17 protein-coding genes and 1 pseudogene are annotated in these 16,697 nt (G+C 70.3%); 8 read left to right on the top strand and 10 right to left on the bottom strand.

Annotated features, from left to right (window positions below):
* Positions 1-41 precede the first annotated feature (41 nt).
* Positions 42-353 carry an aquaporin gene (locus tag QUE33_RS16105; protein WP_350226526.1) on the bottom strand — a complete coding sequence of 104 codons (312 nt, stop codon included), beginning with the start codon at positions 351-353 and terminating at the stop codon, positions 42-44.
* Positions 320-799: an aquaporin gene (locus tag QUE33_RS16100; protein ID WP_350226525.1), complete on the bottom strand. Its 480-nt coding sequence runs from the start codon at positions 797-799 to the stop codon at positions 320-322. The genes QUE33_RS16105 and QUE33_RS16100 overlap by 34 nt, the downstream gene beginning before the upstream one ends.
* A gap of 147 nt (positions 800-946) precedes the next feature.
* Here QUE33_RS16100 and QUE33_RS06500 point away from each other — a divergent pair.
* Both QUE33_RS06500 and katG read left to right on the top strand, forming a co-directional pair.
* Positions 947-1,425, top strand: a pseudogene (locus QUE33_RS06500) (Fur family transcriptional regulator).
* The gene (gene katG, locus QUE33_RS06495) at positions 1,418-3,694 is read left to right on the top strand and encodes a catalase/peroxidase HPI (protein WP_286302618.1); all 2,277 of its coding nucleotides are present in this window, start codon (positions 1,418-1,420) and stop codon (positions 3,692-3,694) included. Before QUE33_RS06500 ends, katG begins: the two are co-directional and overlap by 8 nt.
* A gap of 3 nt (positions 3,695-3,697) precedes the next feature.
* On the opposite strand, the gene QUE33_RS16095 is transcribed toward katG, so the two are convergent.
* Positions 3,698-4,537 carry a DUF58 domain-containing protein gene (locus QUE33_RS16095; RefSeq protein ID WP_350226524.1) on the bottom strand — a complete coding sequence of 280 codons (840 nt, stop codon included), beginning with the start codon at positions 4,535-4,537 and terminating at the stop codon, positions 3,698-3,700.
* A 230-nt stretch (positions 4,538-4,767) separates the two neighbouring features.
* Between QUE33_RS16095 and QUE33_RS16090 the strand changes: the two genes are divergently transcribed.
* Positions 4,768-5,019, top strand: a complete 252-nt coding sequence (locus tag QUE33_RS16090) for a hypothetical protein (protein ID WP_350226523.1) — start codon at positions 4,768-4,770, stop codon at positions 5,017-5,019.
* A gap of 75 nt (positions 5,020-5,094) precedes the next feature.
* On the opposite strand, the gene QUE33_RS06485 is transcribed toward QUE33_RS16090, so the two are convergent.
* Genes QUE33_RS06485 through QUE33_RS06465 form a run of 5 tightly spaced genes read right to left on the bottom strand, consistent with a single transcriptional unit; the run spans position 5,095 to position 9,366 of the window.
* A complete protein-coding gene (locus tag QUE33_RS06485) occupies positions 5,095-6,018 on the bottom strand; it encodes an AAA family ATPase (protein ID WP_286302617.1) in 924 nt (307 codons plus the stop codon).
* Positions 6,019-6,072: 54 nt separating this feature from the next.
* Positions 6,073-6,564 (bottom strand): hypothetical protein, encoded by a 492-nt coding sequence (locus QUE33_RS06480; RefSeq protein ID WP_286302615.1) that lies wholly within the window; start codon positions 6,562-6,564, stop codon positions 6,073-6,075.
* The gene (locus tag QUE33_RS06475; protein WP_286302614.1) at positions 6,504-7,319 is read right to left on the bottom strand and encodes a DUF4350 domain-containing protein; all 816 of its coding nucleotides are present in this window, start codon (positions 7,317-7,319) and stop codon (positions 6,504-6,506) included. The genes QUE33_RS06480 and QUE33_RS06475 overlap by 61 nt, the downstream gene beginning before the upstream one ends.
* Positions 7,316-7,972, bottom strand: coding sequence for a DUF4129 domain-containing protein (locus QUE33_RS06470; RefSeq protein WP_286302613.1), 657 nt, complete (start codon positions 7,970-7,972; stop codon positions 7,316-7,318). The genes QUE33_RS06475 and QUE33_RS06470 overlap by 4 nt, the downstream gene beginning before the upstream one ends.
* Positions 7,969-9,366, bottom strand: coding sequence for a hypothetical protein (locus QUE33_RS06465; protein WP_286302612.1), 1,398 nt, complete (start codon positions 9,364-9,366; stop codon positions 7,969-7,971). Before QUE33_RS06465 ends, QUE33_RS06470 begins: the two co-directional genes overlap by 4 nt.
* 169 nt (positions 9,367-9,535) lie before the next feature.
* Here QUE33_RS06465 and mtrA point away from each other — a divergent pair, with 169 nt between their 5' ends.
* The 5 genes from mtrA (at position 9,536) to hpf (ending at position 15,109) form a co-directional block, all read left to right on the top strand.
* Entirely contained in the window at positions 9,536-10,216 is a 681-nt protein-coding gene (mtrA, locus tag QUE33_RS06460) for an MtrAB system response regulator MtrA (RefSeq protein WP_286302611.1), read from the top strand.
* A gap of 9 nt (positions 10,217-10,225) precedes the next feature.
* Positions 10,226-11,902, top strand: a complete 1,677-nt coding sequence (mtrB, locus tag QUE33_RS06455) for an MtrAB system histidine kinase MtrB (protein WP_286302610.1) — start codon at positions 10,226-10,228, stop codon at positions 11,900-11,902.
* Positions 11,899-13,605 (top strand): LpqB family beta-propeller domain-containing protein, encoded by a 1,707-nt coding sequence (locus QUE33_RS06450; RefSeq protein WP_286302609.1) that lies wholly within the window; start codon positions 11,899-11,901, stop codon positions 13,603-13,605. Before mtrB ends, QUE33_RS06450 begins: the two co-directional genes overlap by 4 nt.
* Before the next feature lie 91 nt (positions 13,606-13,696).
* Positions 13,697-14,362, top strand: a complete 666-nt coding sequence (locus tag QUE33_RS06445; protein WP_286302608.1) for a ComF family protein — start codon at positions 13,697-13,699, stop codon at positions 14,360-14,362.
* Between the two features lie 90 nt (positions 14,363-14,452).
* Entirely contained in the window at positions 14,453-15,109 is a 657-nt protein-coding gene (hpf, locus tag QUE33_RS06440) for a ribosome hibernation-promoting factor, HPF/YfiA family (RefSeq protein WP_286302607.1), read from the top strand.
* Between the two features lie 196 nt (positions 15,110-15,305).
* Here the strand turns inward: hpf and QUE33_RS16085 are convergent, their stop codons facing one another.
* Complete coding sequence (locus QUE33_RS16085) at positions 15,306-15,680, bottom strand: hypothetical protein (RefSeq protein ID WP_350226522.1); 375 nt, start codon at positions 15,678-15,680, stop codon at positions 15,306-15,308.
* Positions 15,626-16,621, bottom strand: coding sequence for a hypothetical protein (locus QUE33_RS06435; protein ID WP_350226521.1), 996 nt, complete (start codon positions 16,619-16,621; stop codon positions 15,626-15,628). The genes QUE33_RS16085 and QUE33_RS06435 overlap by 55 nt, the downstream gene beginning before the upstream one ends.
* Positions 16,622-16,697 lie beyond the last annotated feature (76 nt).

The raw sequence follows: 16,697 nt of genomic DNA, 5'->3' as shown, positions 1-16,697 counted from the left end.
GAGCGGCCGCAGCCGCTCCCTCCGATGTGTGACCCGCTGGATCAGGCCTTCGCGGTGCCGTCGAACAGCGCCTTGTAGGAGTAGCCGACGATCAGCGCGCCGACGATCGGGAACACCAGGAACACCCACAGCTGCGCCAGCAGCTCGGGGCCGCCGTAGATCGCCGCCGCGATCGAGCGCGCCGGGTTGACCGAGGTGTTGTCCACCGGGATGGCGATGAGGTGGATCAGCGTCAGGGTGAGGCCGATCGCGATGCCTGCATGGGCGCTGCCGCGCGTGGGGTGCGTGGCGCCGAGGATCACCATCACGAAGAAGCCGGTCAGGATGACCTCGATGATGATCGCCGACAGCATCCCGAATCCGCCGGGGAGTGCGCTCCCCAGCCGTTGCTGGCGAACCCGGCATCCTGAGCCGTGGTCAGCCAGTTGTCCGGGCCGAACATTCCGATCAGCACCAGCGCGGTGGAGGCGATCACGCCGCCGACAACCTGGGCGATGATGTACGGGGCCACATCGCGCCACGGAATGCGGCCGGCGGCGGCGGCCCCGACGGTGACGGCAGGGTTGAAGTGCCCGCCCGAGAGCGGGCCGAAGGCGTAGACGCCCACGAGGACGGTCAGGCCGAAGGCCAGTGCGATACCGACGTAGACGGCCGAGGTCGCACCGGGATCGGTGAAGTGGTTCGAGGCGAACAGCGCCGTGCCGACGCCGCCGAACACAAGCAGGAACGTGCCGAACCCTTCGGCGGCGAGCTTGGCCGCCAGGGTCGGCTTCTCGGTGGTGATGGGTGACTCAGACATCTCCCTGTCCTTCCGGTCGGTGCCCGGCGTGCGTCGGGCGAGCACATGATCTCGGCTGCGCAGCGCCTGAACCCGGAGGCGCGCCGGGGAGCGCGATGGCCGTTCATCGGCTTTCTTGATTGACTCAAAATAAGGTAGGATGGTGTCATGCGCGAGGAACTGACGACGGATGCCGCAGGCACGGCGATCCGTGCTGCCGGGCTGCGCGTCACAGAGTCCCGCCGTGCGGTCTACGAGGTGCTGCGCGCGCACCCGCATGCCACCGCGGATGCCGTGCACGACGCGGTGCGAGACGAGATCTCCTCCACGAGCCTGCAGTCGGTGTACAACGCGCTGAGCGATTTCACCGCCGCGGGGCTGGTGCGCAGGATCGAACCCGCCGGGCATCCGATGATGTTCGAGCTGCGCGTGGACGACAACCACCATCACCTGGTGTGCACGTCGTGCGGCGCCGTCACCGACGTGGACTGCGCCACCGGGCACGCCCCTGCCTCACACCGACCGACGCACAGGGATACCGCGTCGTGGTCGCCGAAGTCACGTACTGGGGGCTGTGCGCCGCGTGCGCGCTGAGCAGCAGCTCGACCCCCGCGAATTCACACCCACAGGAAGGACATCATGACTGACAACGTCATCGACGAGAACGACGGCATCATCCCGGCGCCGACCCGCGAAGAGCAGGCCGAAGCACAGGAGCAGGCTGCGGCCGGCGAGTGCCCGGTCGTGCACGGCGGCGCCACCCGCGTGGGCGGATCGTCTGCGCACAGCTGGTGGCCGAATCGGCTGAACCTGCGGGTGCTTGCCAAGAACCCGCCCGCCACCAACCCGTACGGCCCCGAGTACGACTACCGCAGGCAGTTCGCGGAGGTCGACCTCGATGAGCTGCGCGCCGACATCGAGAAGGTGCTCACCACCAAGCAGGACTGGTGGCCCGCCGACTTCGACAACTACGGTCCTGCCGTGGTGCGGATGGCCTGGCACAGCGCCGGCACCTACCGCGTGACCGACGGCCGCGGCGGCGGGAACAGCGGTCAGCAGCGCTTCGCGCCGCTGAACAGCTGGCCCGACAACGTCGGCCTGGACAAGCCGCGCCGTGTGCTCTGGCCCGTCAAGAAGAAGTGGGGCTCGCGCGTCTCCTGGGCCGACCTGATGATCTTCGCCGCCAACGTGGCGATGGAGCAGATGGGCTTCACCACTTTCGGCTTCGGCGGCGGCCGCGTGGACGCCTGGGAGCCGGACGACGACGTGTACTGGGGCTCGGAGAACACCTGGCTCGCCGACGACGGCCGGTACGAGGCCGGCAAGACCCGCGACCTGGAGAGCCCGCTTGCGGCCACGCAGATGGGCCTGATCTACGTCAACCCCGAGGGCGTGGGCGGCAACCCCGACCCGCTGGAGCTCGCTCACGACATCCGTGAGACGTTCGCGCGGATGGCCATGAACGACGAGGAGACCGTCGCCCTGATCGGCGGCGGCCACACCTTCGGGAAGACGCACGGCGCGGGTCCCGCCGATGAGGTCGGCCCCGCAGTGGAAGACGCTCCGATGGAGCAGATGGGCATCGGCTGGAAGAACTCCTTCGGCACCGGAAAGGGCGACGACCAGACCGCGAGCGGCCTGGAGGTCACCTGGACCTACCACCCGACCCGCTGGGACAACGAGTTCTTCCACATCCTGTACGCGTACGAGTGGGAGCTCATGGAGAGCCCGGCGGGCGCCAAGCAGTGGCGCCCGAAGAACGGTGCGGGCGCCGACATGGTGCCGATGGCTCACGACCCCTCCACGCGTCGTGAGCCGCGAATGCTGACCAGCGACCTGTCGCTGCGCTTCGACCCGATCTACGGGCCGATCTCGGCGAAGTTCCGCGACGACCCGCAGGCGTTCGCCGATGCGTACGCCCGGGCCTGGTTCAAGCTCACGCACCGCGACATGGGCCCGTCGACGCGCTACGTCGGCAAGCTCGCCCCGACCGAAGAGCTCATCTGGCAGGACCCGGTGCCCGCGGTCGATCACGAGCTGATCGGCGATGCGGATGCGGCCGCCCTCAAGCAGCAGATCCTCGACTCCGGTCTGACGGTCTCCGAGCTGGTCGCCACGGCATGGGCTGCGGCGGCATCCTTCCGCAACAGCGACAAGCGCGGCGGCGTCAACGGCGCGCGCCTGGCGCTGGAGCCGCAGAACCGCTGGGAGGCCAACAACCCGGCCCGCACCGCGAAGGTGCTGGACGTGCTGCGCGGCATCAAGGCGTCGTTCGAGGAGTCCGGCAAGCGCGTCTCACTGGCCGACCTCATCGTCCTCGCCGGAAACGCCGGTGTCGAGAAGGCGGCGCGGGACGCCGGTCACGACGTGGTCGTGCCGTTCCGCCCGGGCCGGACCGACGCCACCCAGGAGAAGACTGACGTCGAATCGTTCGAGTACCTCGAGCCGGTCGCCGACGGGTTCCGCAACTACGTGGGACCGCTGGCGACCGCAGCCGAGCTGCCCGCAGAGTTCCTGCTGGTCGACAAGGCGAGCCTGCTGAACCTGACCGCACCCGAGATGACGGTGCTGGTCGGCGGTCTGCGCGCCCTGGACGCCAACTGGGACGGCTCGAAGTACGGCGTGTTCACCGATCGCCCCGGCGTTCTCACGAACGACTTCTTCGTGAACGTGCTCGACATGGCCTACGAGTGGAAGGCTCTGGACCCGGGCTCGCACGCCTTCCAGGCCACCGAGGTCGCCACCGGCGAGCTGAAGTGGATCGGCACGCGCGCCGACCTGGTGTTCGGCTCGAACTCCGAGCTGCGCGCCGTCACCGAGGCCTACGCCGCCGACGACGCCTCGGAGCGCTTCGTCAACGACTTCGTCACCGCCTGGACGAAGGTCATGGAGCTGGACCGCTTCGACCTGGTCTGAGCATCAGCCTCGACGGCCCTCGCCCCTTTCAGGGGCGGGGGCCGTTCCTCTTCCTCCGGGCCCCAGCGCCCCTGCCTTCTCCGTTGGGGCGGGGTCAGAGGCGGCCGGCGGCCTTGAGCTCGAGATAGCGATCGGCGATGCGCGGGGGAGGGTCTCCGGATCCGCCGCGATGGCCTCTCCACCGGCGCGGCGCACGGCATCCGCCACCCGCTGGGCATCCCGGATGGTCTGCTCTGCCGCAGCGGCCAGGTACACGTCCATGCGCGACTCGCGGCGCCGTGCCAGCTCCACGATCGAATCGTCGGTCGCCGAGCCGACCAGCAGGGTGGTCGCACGCGAGGCGTCCGGGAAGGCGCCGAGGAACCCGCGTGCCGATTCCGCGGCATCCTGCGCGGTCAGCACGACGATCAGCGACGGGCGGGTGGTCAGCGTGCGCACGGATGCGAAGGCGCCGGCCCAATCCGTGTCGACCAGCCGTGCGTGCACCGGCGCCATGGCATCCGTCAGCGCGGGCAGCAGCCCCACCCCGTCGACACCGGTGACGCGGGCGCGTGCGACGCGGTCGTACATCAGCAGGTGCACGTGATCGCCCGCGCGGGAGGCCAGCGCGGCCAGCAGCAGCGCGGCCTCGAGTGACGCCTCCAGCCGGGTGCTGTCGCCCACACGTGCCGCCGATGTGCGTCCCGTGTCGATCAGGATCACCACGTGGCGGTCGCGCTCGGGTCGCCATGTGCGCAGCATGGTGGTGCCCGCTCGCGCGGTGGCACGCCAGTCGATGGAGCGGATGTCGTCGCCGCGCACGTACTCGCGCAGCGAGTCGAACTCCGTGCCCTGTCCGCGCACCTGGATCGACGTGTTGCCGTCCAGCTCGCGCAGGCGCGCGAGGCGGGAGGAGGTGCTTGCGGGAGGCGAACGCCGGCAGGATGCGCAGCGCGCCGCGCACGTCGTGCCGGGCCTGCCGCCCCGCCAGGCCCAGCGGCCCGCGGGAGCGGATCACCGCGAAACCGGTGACCAGCTCACCGCGTCGTCGGGGCAGCAGCGGGATCTGCAGACGACGGCGCTCACCCGGAGGGATGGTGATCCGCTCCCGCTCCTGCGGTGCGCCGGCCGTGGGCTGCCACGCATCGCGCAGCCACCCGCGCAGGGTGCGGGTGCCGGTGTTCTGCACGGCGATGCTCGTGGCCACCGGCTCGCCCAGCCGTGCGCGCGCCGGCACCCTACGGGTGATGACGACCGCACGGGAGCTCGCCGCGAGCGTCACGTCGAGTGCCACGAGGATCGCGCACAGCAGCAGCCAGCCGCCGAAGACCGCCCACGCGGGATAGCCGATCGCGCTGAGCAGCACGATCGGCACGATCCCCAGCGCGACCAGCGGCGCCAGCAGTGCGGTCACGAACATGTCAGATCGGCACCCGCGTCTGCTGCACGACCGACTGCAGCACGGCATCCGCCGACACGCCCTCCATCTGCGCGTCGGGGCGCAGCTGCAGGCGGTGACGCCAGGTGGGCATCAGCATGGTCTGCACGTGGTCGGGGGTGACCGCCGAGGAGGCGTTCAGCCAGGCCCAGGCCTTTGCCGCGGCCAGCAGTGCGGTGGAGGCGCGCGGACTGGCGCCGAGCTCCACGGACGGCGACTGGCGCGTGGCACGGGCGAGGTCGACCACATAGCCGAGCACATCGTCGGTGACCTGCACGCGCGCGGCCGCATCCTGCGCGGCCCGGATCTCGTCGCCGGTCACGGCCGGCTGCACGCCGGTGAGCAGGCGTGGTGAGAAGCCGCCTGCGTGCAGGCGTAGCACCGAGACCTCGGCGTCGCGCTCGGGCATGCCGACCACGAGCTTCATCAGGAAGCGATCCAGCTGCGCCTCGGGCAGCGTGTAGGTGCCCTCGTGCTCGACGGGGTTCTGCGTCGCCGCGACCAGGAAGGGATCGGGCAGGGTGCGGCTGAGGCCGTCGGCCGATACCTGGCGCTCCTCCATGGCCTCCAGCAGGGCGGCCTGCGTCTTCGGCGGGGTGCGGTTGATCTCGTCCGCGAGCAGGATGTTGGTGAACACCGGCCCCTCGCGGAACTCGAACTCTCCGGTGCGCGCGTCGTACACCAGCGATCCGGTGACGTCCCCCGGCATGAGGTCGGGCGTGAACTGCACGCGTTTGGTGTCCAGTCCGACGGCGCGGGCGAAGCTGCGCACGACGAGGGTCTTGGCCACGCCGGGCACGCCCTCGAGCAGCACGTGGCCGCGGGCGAGCAGGGCGACCAGCAGACCGGTGACGGTGCCGGCCTGGCCGATGACGGCTTTGTCGACCTCTGCGCGGACGCGATGCATCGCCTGCCGCAGCGTGTCGTCGTCGGAGGCAGGGCCGGAGGAGGTGCTCGTCGGTCACGGGCGTTTCCTTTCGGTGCGGACGGTGTTCTCGACCGCAGTCTCGAGTTCTGCGAGACGGCGGGCGAGGTCGATGAGTTCGTGGTCGTCCTGCGGGGCAGGTCCGCCGAGCAGGTCGTACAGCGAGGTGCGCGGCACGCCCAGGCGATCGGATGCGGCATCCGCCACCTCTTCGACGACGGCGCGCGGTCCGAGGGCGAGGCGCGCGGCCAGGCGCCCGACGGTGCCGGTGCGGATCGACGCGCCGGCGTGGGCGGCGTCCGCGGCCTTCGCCGTCAGACGCGCGCGGCCCTGCATGGTCTCCGAGGCGCGCACCGTGACCGGAAGCGACTCGGCCACGAGCGGGCCGAAACGACGTCCCCGCCACCAGATCGCGGCCAGACCCGCCAGGAGCAGCATCAGGATCGCCGGCGTCACCCAATCCGGGGTCAGGTCGCCCAGAGTCTGCTCGTCGTCGGGCGAGATGTCGCTGTCGGCGAAGGAGGGCACGTACCAGACGACGCGGGGCTGCTGAGCGAGCAGCGCGAGACCGAGAGCGGCGTTGCCGTTCTGCGCCAGCTCGGCGTTGGAGAACAGCCGGGTGCCCTCGACCAGACTGACTGTGCGGCCCTCCGCAGTGCTGCGCAGCACCGCTGCCGCGCCGGTGCCCGACCGGAAGCAGCCCTGCACGCCTTCGGCGGGGAGAACATCCGCGCGGCGTCGATCTCGCCGACCCGCGCGAACTCGGGAACAGTGCACTGCGCGCGCACCGTGCCGCCTTCGGCCGGGGCATCCTCGCCGAGGTCGAGCAGACGCAGCATCCGCGCACTGCTGCTGAGCAGCACCACGCGGTCGGCGCGGTCGACCAGCTCGTGCACAGCGGCGTCGCTGAGGGTGAAGGGATCGGTGAGCACCAGCGTCGCATCGGATCCCAGTGCGTCCGTCGCCTCGGCACGGCTGCGGGTCACCTCGACGTCCACGCCCTGATCGCGGGTCAGCTGGGCCAGCGCCTTCGCGCCGTTCGGCCCGGGACTCTCGGGATTCAGCGTCCCGCTCAGGTCGGGGTTCGTCACGATGAAGCGCATCGACAGCAGTGCGATGCCGAGCAGCAGTGCGATCACGATCACCCAGCCGATGATCCGGCCCGCGCGACCGGGTGGGGGTGGTGCAGCGGTGGATGCCGGTGCGGTCGCGGATGCCGGTGCCGCGGCATCCGGGGCGATCGACGCGGCCGCGCGCGATACGGGCGCATCCAGAACGCTCATACCGTCACCGCCGTGGAGTCCGGGATCGTCGGCGTCGCGGCGCTCAGATCGTCGTCGACCGCCGCCATCGCCCGGTAGCCGGCCTCATCGCCGGGCGTACGCAGATAGCGGACGGCATCGAAGGCGGTGGCCGCGGCGTGCAGCCGATCGGCGACGCCGGGGAAGGGACCTCTCGCATCGCGGGCGATGCTCTGCGCGGTGGCTCCCGGAGCAGGATCGATCAGGTCGCGCTCCATCAGAGCACGTGCCAGAGCCCGATAGCGCAGCACGATCGCCTCGTCCCAGTCCCGCTCCCTGGCGCGCCGCTCGGCCTCGGCCCGCAGCTGTGCGGCGGTGCGGTCGTCGCGCTCGCCGAGCAGCTCGGCCCGCCTCCTCACCGTGCGCGAGGCGCGGGGCCTGCCCCACACCAGCAGTGCGACCACGAGCGCCGCGATCACGACGATGACGATCAGTGTCACGACGATGGGCGCGACGCTGCCGGCTCCCTTGTCGGTGAACAGGCCGAAGAACCAGTCCACGACCGCTGTCACCGCCTCGTCGAACCAGGTGGGCTTGGCCGCCTGGTACTCGTGCTTCGCCAGTTCCTCGCCGGCCCAGCGGCGCGCCTCGTCGCCATCCGGGACGAACACCTCGGTGAGCGGGAGCGCGATCATGCGCTGTCGCCGGGCGGCGTCCAGGGATTCGCAGACGCAGGGGAGTCCGGCTCTACCGGTTCTGCCGGCTCTGCGGCGGGAGGAGCGGCGGCCGGGGCCGCGGCAGGAGGAGCGGATGCCGGCGGCGGCGGGTACCCGGGCTGCTGTGTGGCCGGCTGCGCCGGATACCCGGAGTATCCGGGTGCCTGGTAGCCGCCCTGTGCCGGATACTGGGCCGGATACGGGGCCGGGTACTGTCCCGGATACGGCGCCGGATACGGGTATTGTCCGGGATACTGGGCCGGGTATGGCGGCGGGGTCGGGGTCTGCACGGGCGGCGGGTTCTTCGCCACCGCGCGGGCCGGATCGACGACGAACGGGTCGTCCAGCTGCTCGTCCGGGGTTCCCTGTGCAGCGAGCTCGACGTGCCGGATCAGCGTCTGGTCGAGGCCCTCGTACCGCATCCGGCTGTCGATGTAGATCAGCGTCGCCCCGGTGCCCTGCACGACGATCGCGATCGCCTGCACGGCCAGCACCAGCACCTGAGGCAGCACGTTCGCGGTGATGATCGCGATGACCTGGGTCGGCTCGTCGGCGCCGGTGGGAACCAGCACTCCGCTGATCAGACCCGAGACGATGGAGGCTGGGAGCGCGACCACCTGCATGGCGATGTTCATGATCAGGCCGATCAGGAACATCACACCGAACGCGGGCCAGAACCGGCCGCGGATGAGCCGCCAGGAGCGCACCAGCGCGGAGCGCAGCGAAGCGCCCTCCAGCATGAGCACCGCAGGAACGACGAGAAGCTTGGTGGTCAGCCACACGTACAGCGGCACGCTGCCGAGCGCGAGCAGCAGCCCCACGCCCACCGTCAGCGCGATCGTGCCGGCGCTGTCCGGGCCGAGTGCGGCAAGGATGCCGACGATCGCACCGAAGACCAGCGCGATCCACAGCAGCACGGCCACGCCCTGCAGCAATGAGTAGGAGAACAGCCGCCAGAACGCCGGCTTGACCCGCCTCCACAGCACGCGCAGCGGTGCTCGCTGCGACAGCGCCGCGTAGGACACGTCTGCGGCAACCAGGCCCTGCACCACTGAGGTGAAGGCGATGGCGGCCAGCGCCATCACCACGGCGGCGAGCGCGCCCAGCGCGACGGAGCCGATGAACACCGGCCAGTAGTCGGGGGAGGCCACCGGAACGGATGCGATGCGCCCCACCACGAACCAGCCGACCAGCAGCATGACGCCGGTCGTGACCACCGTGACGACGAACTCGACGATCACCGCGAATCCGAACAGCACCTTGGGGTTGTGCCGCAGCGCGGCGAACGCACGGCTGAGGATGGTCCCGAAGGTCATCGGATGCAGGGGGATCACGCCCTTCTTGGGCGCGGGGGTCCAGGTCTGACCGCTCAATCGGCACTCCCTCCGTGTGCTCTCCCATCGTGTCACACGGCAGACCGGCCATGCGGGCGCGCGGCCGAATTCGGGACGACATCGGGATTCTCAAGTAGGCTGATCCGAGTCGCGGACGGGGCGGATGATCGCTGTCCGCTTCGCAGAGAAAGATGAGGCTGGGCACAAGATGACCTCACGGATCCTCGTGGTCGACGATGACACGGCGCTTGCCGAGATGATCGGCATCGTCCTGCGCACCGAGGGACTCGATGTGCTGTTCTGCGCCGACGGCGCTCAGGCCGTCGACGAGTGGCGCACCTCGCGCCCCGACCTGGTGCTGCTGGATCTCATGCTGCCGGGGATGGACGGCATCGAGATCTGCACCCGCATCCGCGCCGAATCCGGCGTGCCGATCATCATGCTCACCGCACGCAGCGACACCGCCGATGTGGTGCGCGGGCTGGAGGTCGGCGCCGACGACTACATCGTCAAGCCGTTCAACCCGAAAGAGCTCGTCGCCCGCATCCGCACCCGTCTGCGTCCGACTCCGCAGGCGACCTCCGAGGTGCTGCGGGTGGGGGATCTGACCATCGATGTCGACGCGCACGAGGTGCGACGCGGCACGACGCCGATCGCGCTGACCCCGCTGGAGTTCCAGTTGATGGTCGCCCTGGCATCCAAGCCGCAGCAGGTGTTCTCGCGCGAGATGCTGCTCGAGCAGGTGTGGGGCTACCACTACAAGGCAGACACGCGGCTGGTGAACGTGCATGTGCAGCGGCTGCGCGCCAAGGTCGAACTCGACCCCGACAATCCCAAGATCGTCATGACGGTGCGCGGCGTCGGCTACCGCGCCGGGAGCATCAGCTAGGAGATCCCGGTGATCGCGACAACCGCGACGCATGTGCGGGCGGCATCCTGGCGCTCTCCCCGCACCTGGCCGGAGGCGCTGCTCGTCGACTGGCGGCGATCCATGCGCTTCCGTGCCACGGCGATCACGCTGGTGGCGACCGCACTGGCCATTCTGATCACCTGCATCATCATGGGCCTGGTCATCCGCAACGACCTGTTCGAGGCGCGCAAGGACGAGGCGCTGCACAATGCCCGGGCATCCGTGGCGCAGGCGCAGCGTGTGCTCGACTCGGGGATCGCCGGCGACGACCGCGCCACGCTGTCCGCGCTGTGGCGCGAGGCGCAGAACGAACTCGGGCGTGCGGCGTCATCCGGCCGCATCGTGGGCTTCCTGGCCGAGAATCTCGGCGATGGGTACACCCCGCCGGGGTTCGGCAGCCTGGAACTGACCTCGGCGCAGCTGAGCACGGAGCTGCGGACCCGTGTGAAAGAGGTGCCGGGGCGTCAGGCGTGGCAGTCGATCGCGCTACCGCACGGCGATGACGCGGAATCCGCCGGTATCGTCGTCGGACAGCTGCTGCGAATCCCCGACGTCGCCCGCTACGACGTCTATATCGCGTACGACCTCGCGGATGCCGACGAGACGCTGCTGTTCGTGCAGCGCACGCTGTGGCTGGCAGGGCTCACGCTGGTCGCCCTGATCGGGGTCATCTCCTGGCTGGTGCTCAGGTCGGTGTCGGCGCCGATCATCGAGGCGGCCGAGACCAGCGCGCGGCTGGCCTCCGGCGATCTCGAAGTGCGGCTTCCCGTGCACGGCGAGGACGAGCTGGCCAGTCTCGGCCGCTCGTTCAACGCGATGGCCGACAGCATCGAACGGCAGATCAAGGAGCTGGCCGAGCTCTCGCTCGTGCAGCAGCGGTTCGTCTCCGACGTCTCACACGAGCTGCGCACACCGCTGACCACCATCCGGCTGGCCGCGGAGATGATCAACGACCAGAGGGACGAGTTCGACCCGACCACGGCGCGCACCGCCGAGCTGCTGCATACCCAGGTGCAGCGCTTCGAGACCCTGCTGGCCGACCTGCTCGAGATCAGCCGCTACGACGCGGGATCCGTGCAGCTGGAGATCGAGGCCACCAGCCTCGCCCAGCTGGCAGAGGAGATGGTCGAGCAGCTGCGTCCGCTCGCCGAGACGCACGGCACCGAGCTGCGCATGGTCGCACCCGGCGGCTACTCCCCGGTCGACATGGATCCGCGTCGGGTGCGCCGGGTGCTGCGCAACCTGATCGGCAACGCCATCGAGCACGGCGAGGGGCAGCCGGTCGTCGTCACCGTCGACAGCAATCAGCACGCGGTCGCGGTCGGCGTGCGGGACTTCGGGATGGGCATGCGGCCAGAGGATGCCGAGCACGTGTTCGACCGCTTCTGGCGTGCAGACCCGTCGCGCAAGCGCACCATCGGCGGCACCGGACTGGGGCTGTCGATCGCCCTGGGCGATGCCGCCCTGCACGGCGGCACGCTGCAGGTGTGGTCGGAGCTGGGCGTCGGCAGCAACTTCGTGCTCACGATCCCGCGCACCGGGGGAGAGGCCGCGGGCCAGGGACCGATCCAGGTCGAGCCGCCCGAGATGCTCGCCGACCTGGGCAACGCGACGCAGCCGATCGTGCTGCGCCGGAGCGACGGCGAGCGGGAGGAGCCATCATGAGGGGTCGGCGCAGCATCCGTCTGCTCGTCGCTGCGGCGACGGCGCTGCTGCTGGCGGGCTGCGCGGGACTGCCCACCTCCGGCGCGCCGAACCCGGGGCTGGCGATCGGCGAGGACGGCGAGGTGCCGGTGTTCACCCCCATCGCCCAGGGCCCGCAGCCCGGTGCCGGACCGGAGGACATCGTCGATGGTTTCCTGGAGGCCTCGATGACACCGGCGGGAAACTGGGAGACCGCGCAGGAGTTCCTCACCGACGACTTCCGGCAGGCCTGGAAACCCGGCACGTCCGTGACGATCGACAAGTCGGTGCTCACGCGCCAGTTCGACGCATCGGTGGATGCCGAGGACGACACCGCGACGACCGCGGAGGTGAAGGCGCAGTTCGACCAGGTCGCCAGCGTGGATGTCAACGGCGCGTACAGCGCCACCTCGAAGCCGGCGACGGCCACGTACCAGCTGCAGCGCACCGAGGGCGGTGAATGGCGCATCTCCAAGGCGATCAACGGCATCGTGCTGGATGCCGAGACCTTCCTGCAGGTGTATCAGAAGTACGCCCTGAAGTACTTCGATCCCAGCTGGACGCATCTCGTGCCGGATGTGCGCTGGTTCCCGCGCCGGCCGGCGATGGCGACGACGATCTCGCGCGCGCTGATCACCGGGCAGCCCAGCGAATGGCTCGCACCTGCCGTGCGCACCGCCTTCTCGGCCGACATGTCCCTGGCCGGCGATGCCGTGACCGTCGACCCCTCGCAGGTCGCGTCGGTCGCGCTGTCGCGCACCGTGCTGTCTGCATCGTCGAGCGAGCTGGCGCGGATGAGGACCCAGCTGGAGGCGAGCCTGGCCGGTGCCGGAGTGTCGGAGGTGCGCTTCACAGTGGACGGCGCACCGCTGGACGCCGGCACCGTGCCGATCGACGGGACCATCGTCGACCCGGGCGTGCTCGTACTCAACGACGAGACCTTCGGGCGCACGGCATCCGGCGACGCGTTGGAGCCCGTGGGAGGACTGACCGCGCAGATCGCGAAGATCGCCGATCCCATCCGCGCTCTGGACGTGTCGGCGAACGCGTCACTGGCGGCCATGCAGCTGCGCGATGGGCGGGTGTTCGCCGTCACCGCAGGGAACTCCGCTGAGCTCGATGATCGCACCGGCCTTATCGAGCCTTCGCTGGATCCGTTCGACTACACCTGGACAGTGCCTCGCGATCACCCTGACGCACTGCTGGCGTGGTCCGCGCGGGTGGTTCGGCATCCGATCGCCAAGGCGTGGCCGGGCGCGGAGTCGATCAGTCACCTGCGGGTGTCGGCCGACGGCGCGCGAGTGGCCGCTGTGGTCACCTCGAACGGTCAGCGTCGCGTGCTCGTCGCTGCTGTGCTGCGGGGCGAGGACTCCGAGCCGGTGGAGCTCGGCGAGGTGCACGAGATCGGCCGTCTCCCCGGCGCGGCGCACGGGTTGGCGTGGATCGGCTCCGACACCGTCGCGGTGCTGGCGCACAGCCCCGATCCGGTGCTCATCTCCTACATCGTCGGCGGGCCCTCGTCGTCCTCTCCGGCGCCGGACGGCGCCATGGGACTCTCGGGCGCGAAGACGACCACCGGACTGCGCGTGCTCACCTCCGACGGCTCCGTGTACGCCCAGCGAGGCTCCTCGTGGCAGATCTCCGTAGAGGATGTGCGGGTGCTCGGCACCCGCGCCGGGTACTGATCTCCCTGCACATTTACGGGGCGTCGTGCACTTGTGCACGGATGCCGTGATGGCGCGCCGTTCGGCGTTGCCGATGCGCGAGGATCGTCGGATGGATGCAGGCAGGATGATCGCGGTGGCCGAGGAGGCGCTGGCGCTGCTGCTGGCATCCGTCTGCCCCGGATGCGACCGCACCGGCACCCTGCTGTGCGCGGACTGCCGGCGGATGCTGCTCGCCGACCCGATCGCCACCACGACGCCGGGTGGACTGACGGTGCACGCCGCCTTGACCTACGAGGGGGTCGTCGCGCGCAGCATCCGTCGTGTCAAGGAGGAGGGCGCGACCATGCTCGCCCGTCCGCTGGGCACGGCACTGTCGACCGTGCTCCGCACGCGTGTTCCGCGCGGCGCACTGATCGTGCCAGTGCCCACGAGCCGGCCCGCCTTCCGGCGGCGCGGCTATCGCGTGCCCGAGCTGCTGATCCGGCGGGCCGGGTTCCACGCCGATCGGATGCTGCGCCAGAGCCGGCGCACGCAGGATCAGCGCGGTCTGGATCGCACGGCGCGTGCACGGAACGTCGCAGGGAGTCTGCGTGCGAGGGGAGTGGACGGCGGTGGACGGGAGGTGGTGATCGTCGATGATGTGGTCACTACAGGGGCCACCCTGGACGAGGCGGCCAGGGCGCTGCGGGCCGCCGGATTCCGTCCGCAGTGCGCTGTCGCGCTCGCCGCCACGCCCGGCCGTCGCGACACGCGCGAACTCGCGGTCGGTGGATAGTGACATGTCCGTTCGCGGGGACTAGCGTAGGGGGTCACAAGGCGACCACGGTCCGCCCTTGGCCGGGAGGACCGGGACAAGGAGGCAGTGATGGAAACGAGCATCGTCGGTGTCGGGGTGAGCATCTCCGATCGGTTCCGGACGGTTGTCGAGGAGAAGACAGCGCGTATCCAGACGCTCGCGCCGCGAGCGCTCCGACTCGAGGTCAAGGTCACGCACCGCGCCTATCGCAACGGTCGGATTCCCGATGAGACCGTGGAGCTCACGCTCCTCGGAAAGGGGCCCGTCGTGCGCGCGGAGGCCGTCGACGGCGACAAGTTCACCGCTCTGGACATGGCGCTCGACAAGCTCACCGAGCAGCTGCGCCGCGCGAAGGAGAAGCGCATCGACGGGCGCAACCATGCGCGAGGCCCGCACTTCGAGAAGGGCAGCGGTGCCCTGACCGGGATCGATGTGCAGCCGGCATCCGTCGACGTGCTGCAGGCCGTCGCAACCGGAACGATCCCCGTGGTGGAGGAGGACGAGGAGTCGTACTCGCCCGTGGTCATCCGCACGAAGAACTTCGATGCGGAATGGATGACCGTCGAGGAGGCCGTCGACCGCATGGAGCTGGTCGGGCACGACTTCTTCCTGTTCGTCGACGTGCGCACCGACCACCCGAGCGTCGTCTATCGGCGCAAGGGATGGGACTACGGCGTGATCTCGCTGACCACGCAGGCCCCGCCTGCGGAGGCCATGGCATCCTGACCCCGCACTGAACGAGGCGCCCTCCCGCCGGAGGGCGCCTCGTCGCGTCTGCCGCGGGCCCCGGCTCGGGCCGCCGTTCCGAAATGACGGCCGACACGCCAGATGTCGGACCGATCCAGCGAAACCATCCGACATCTGGCGTGTCGGCCCCCAAAATGCATCGGGAGTGCATCGGGTTCGGGATGCGGTGACGCAGTCAGTCGAAGATGCCGTCCAGGATGCTGCCGATCACCAGACCGCCGAGCACGCCGCTGACGATGTTCCCGCCGCCACCACGGCGGCCTCCGCCCCAGCCGTCGCCGCCCCAGCCCTGATCCTGCGGGCGTGACGAGTCGATGTCGTGCTGCGCGAGCTGCAGGGCCTCGGCGGCGAGGTGCGCCACGCGGCGAGCGGAGGTCAGCGCCTGTTCGCGGGTGTCCTCTGCGGGCAGCATCGCCGGCACGTCCACGCGCAGGCGCTCGGCCTCGGCGAGTCGGGTGCGGGCATCCGCTCCGATCCAGCCGCGGTGCCCCGAGATCAGCCCGCGCGCCACGCCCAGCTGACGGTCGGCATCGTCCAGCGCATGCTGCACCTGGTCGAGGAGGGGAGCGGATGCTGCATGCGGTACTGCGCCTTGGCGATGGCGGCGTCCAGCGCGCTGTTGGCCGCGCGCAGCTGGGTGAGCTCAGCGAACGGGTCGTTCAGGGTGCCGGCCGGCGCCAGTGCATTCAGCGCGGCCTCCAGCGCTGACGTCGCAGCGGTCACCTCGGGGGTCTGCGGCGCGGTGCGTGCGGCGACGATGTCTCCGCGAGAGTCGGCCACGACATCCGCCAGGGTCGCCTCTGCGCGCAGCGCCTGGATCTCGAAGTCGTCGACGGCGTCGAGTATCGCGGCCGCCCGGCGCACGGCCTCCGTGGCCGTCTCCAGTGCGAGATTCGCCTCTTCGTTCCGCTTCGCTGCACGTCGGCGCTCCGACACATCGGCACCGTGCGTGGCGAACGCGACCAGCTGGTCCGCCTCATCGGCGGACGATGCGATGCGGCGCGTGGCCGTCTCGGCGTAGCGTGCCGCGAGGCGCGCGATCGTCTCCCGCGCCTGGGGGATGTGGGCGCCCAGCGCCTCGGCATCCCTGCGCACCTGTGCGATCACCTCGGGTGCGCGGCGCACCTTCGCGACGTTCTCGGCGATGTCGCCGGTCTTCTCATCCAGCAGGTTCTCGGCCCAGTCGCACAGCTGCACGATTCGCGCGTTGCGGGTGCGCAGTTCTTCAGGCGTGTCGGGGATCTCGTCGTGGTTCAGCTGGTGCAGCTGGAACGCCTCGCGCAGGTGCGTGCGCACCGCGGTCAGCGCCGCCTTCAGATCGGCGGTCAGTGCGTCGCCGAGCTCGGCCTGCGCGAAGGCCAGCTCGTCGGAGGTGGTGCGGATGCGCTCGTCCGCGGCCACCAGCGCCTGCTCGGCGCGCCGGGCGAGATCAGCATCCTGCGCAGCGAGCGCCTCTTCTTCACGTTTGCGTCTGCCCCAGAAACCGGCCATGCTTCCGATCCTACTTTCGCGAGTCCCTGACAGCGCTGTGCATCCGACGAGTCTTCCGCGAACAGTGGCGCGCGCG

Origin of the sequence: Microbacterium suwonense, assembly GCF_030296555.1 — a bacterium.
GTDB lineage: Bacteria > Actinomycetota > Actinomycetes > Actinomycetales > Microbacteriaceae > Microbacterium > Microbacterium suwonense.
This window is presented reverse-complemented; position numbering and strand designations above follow the sequence as displayed.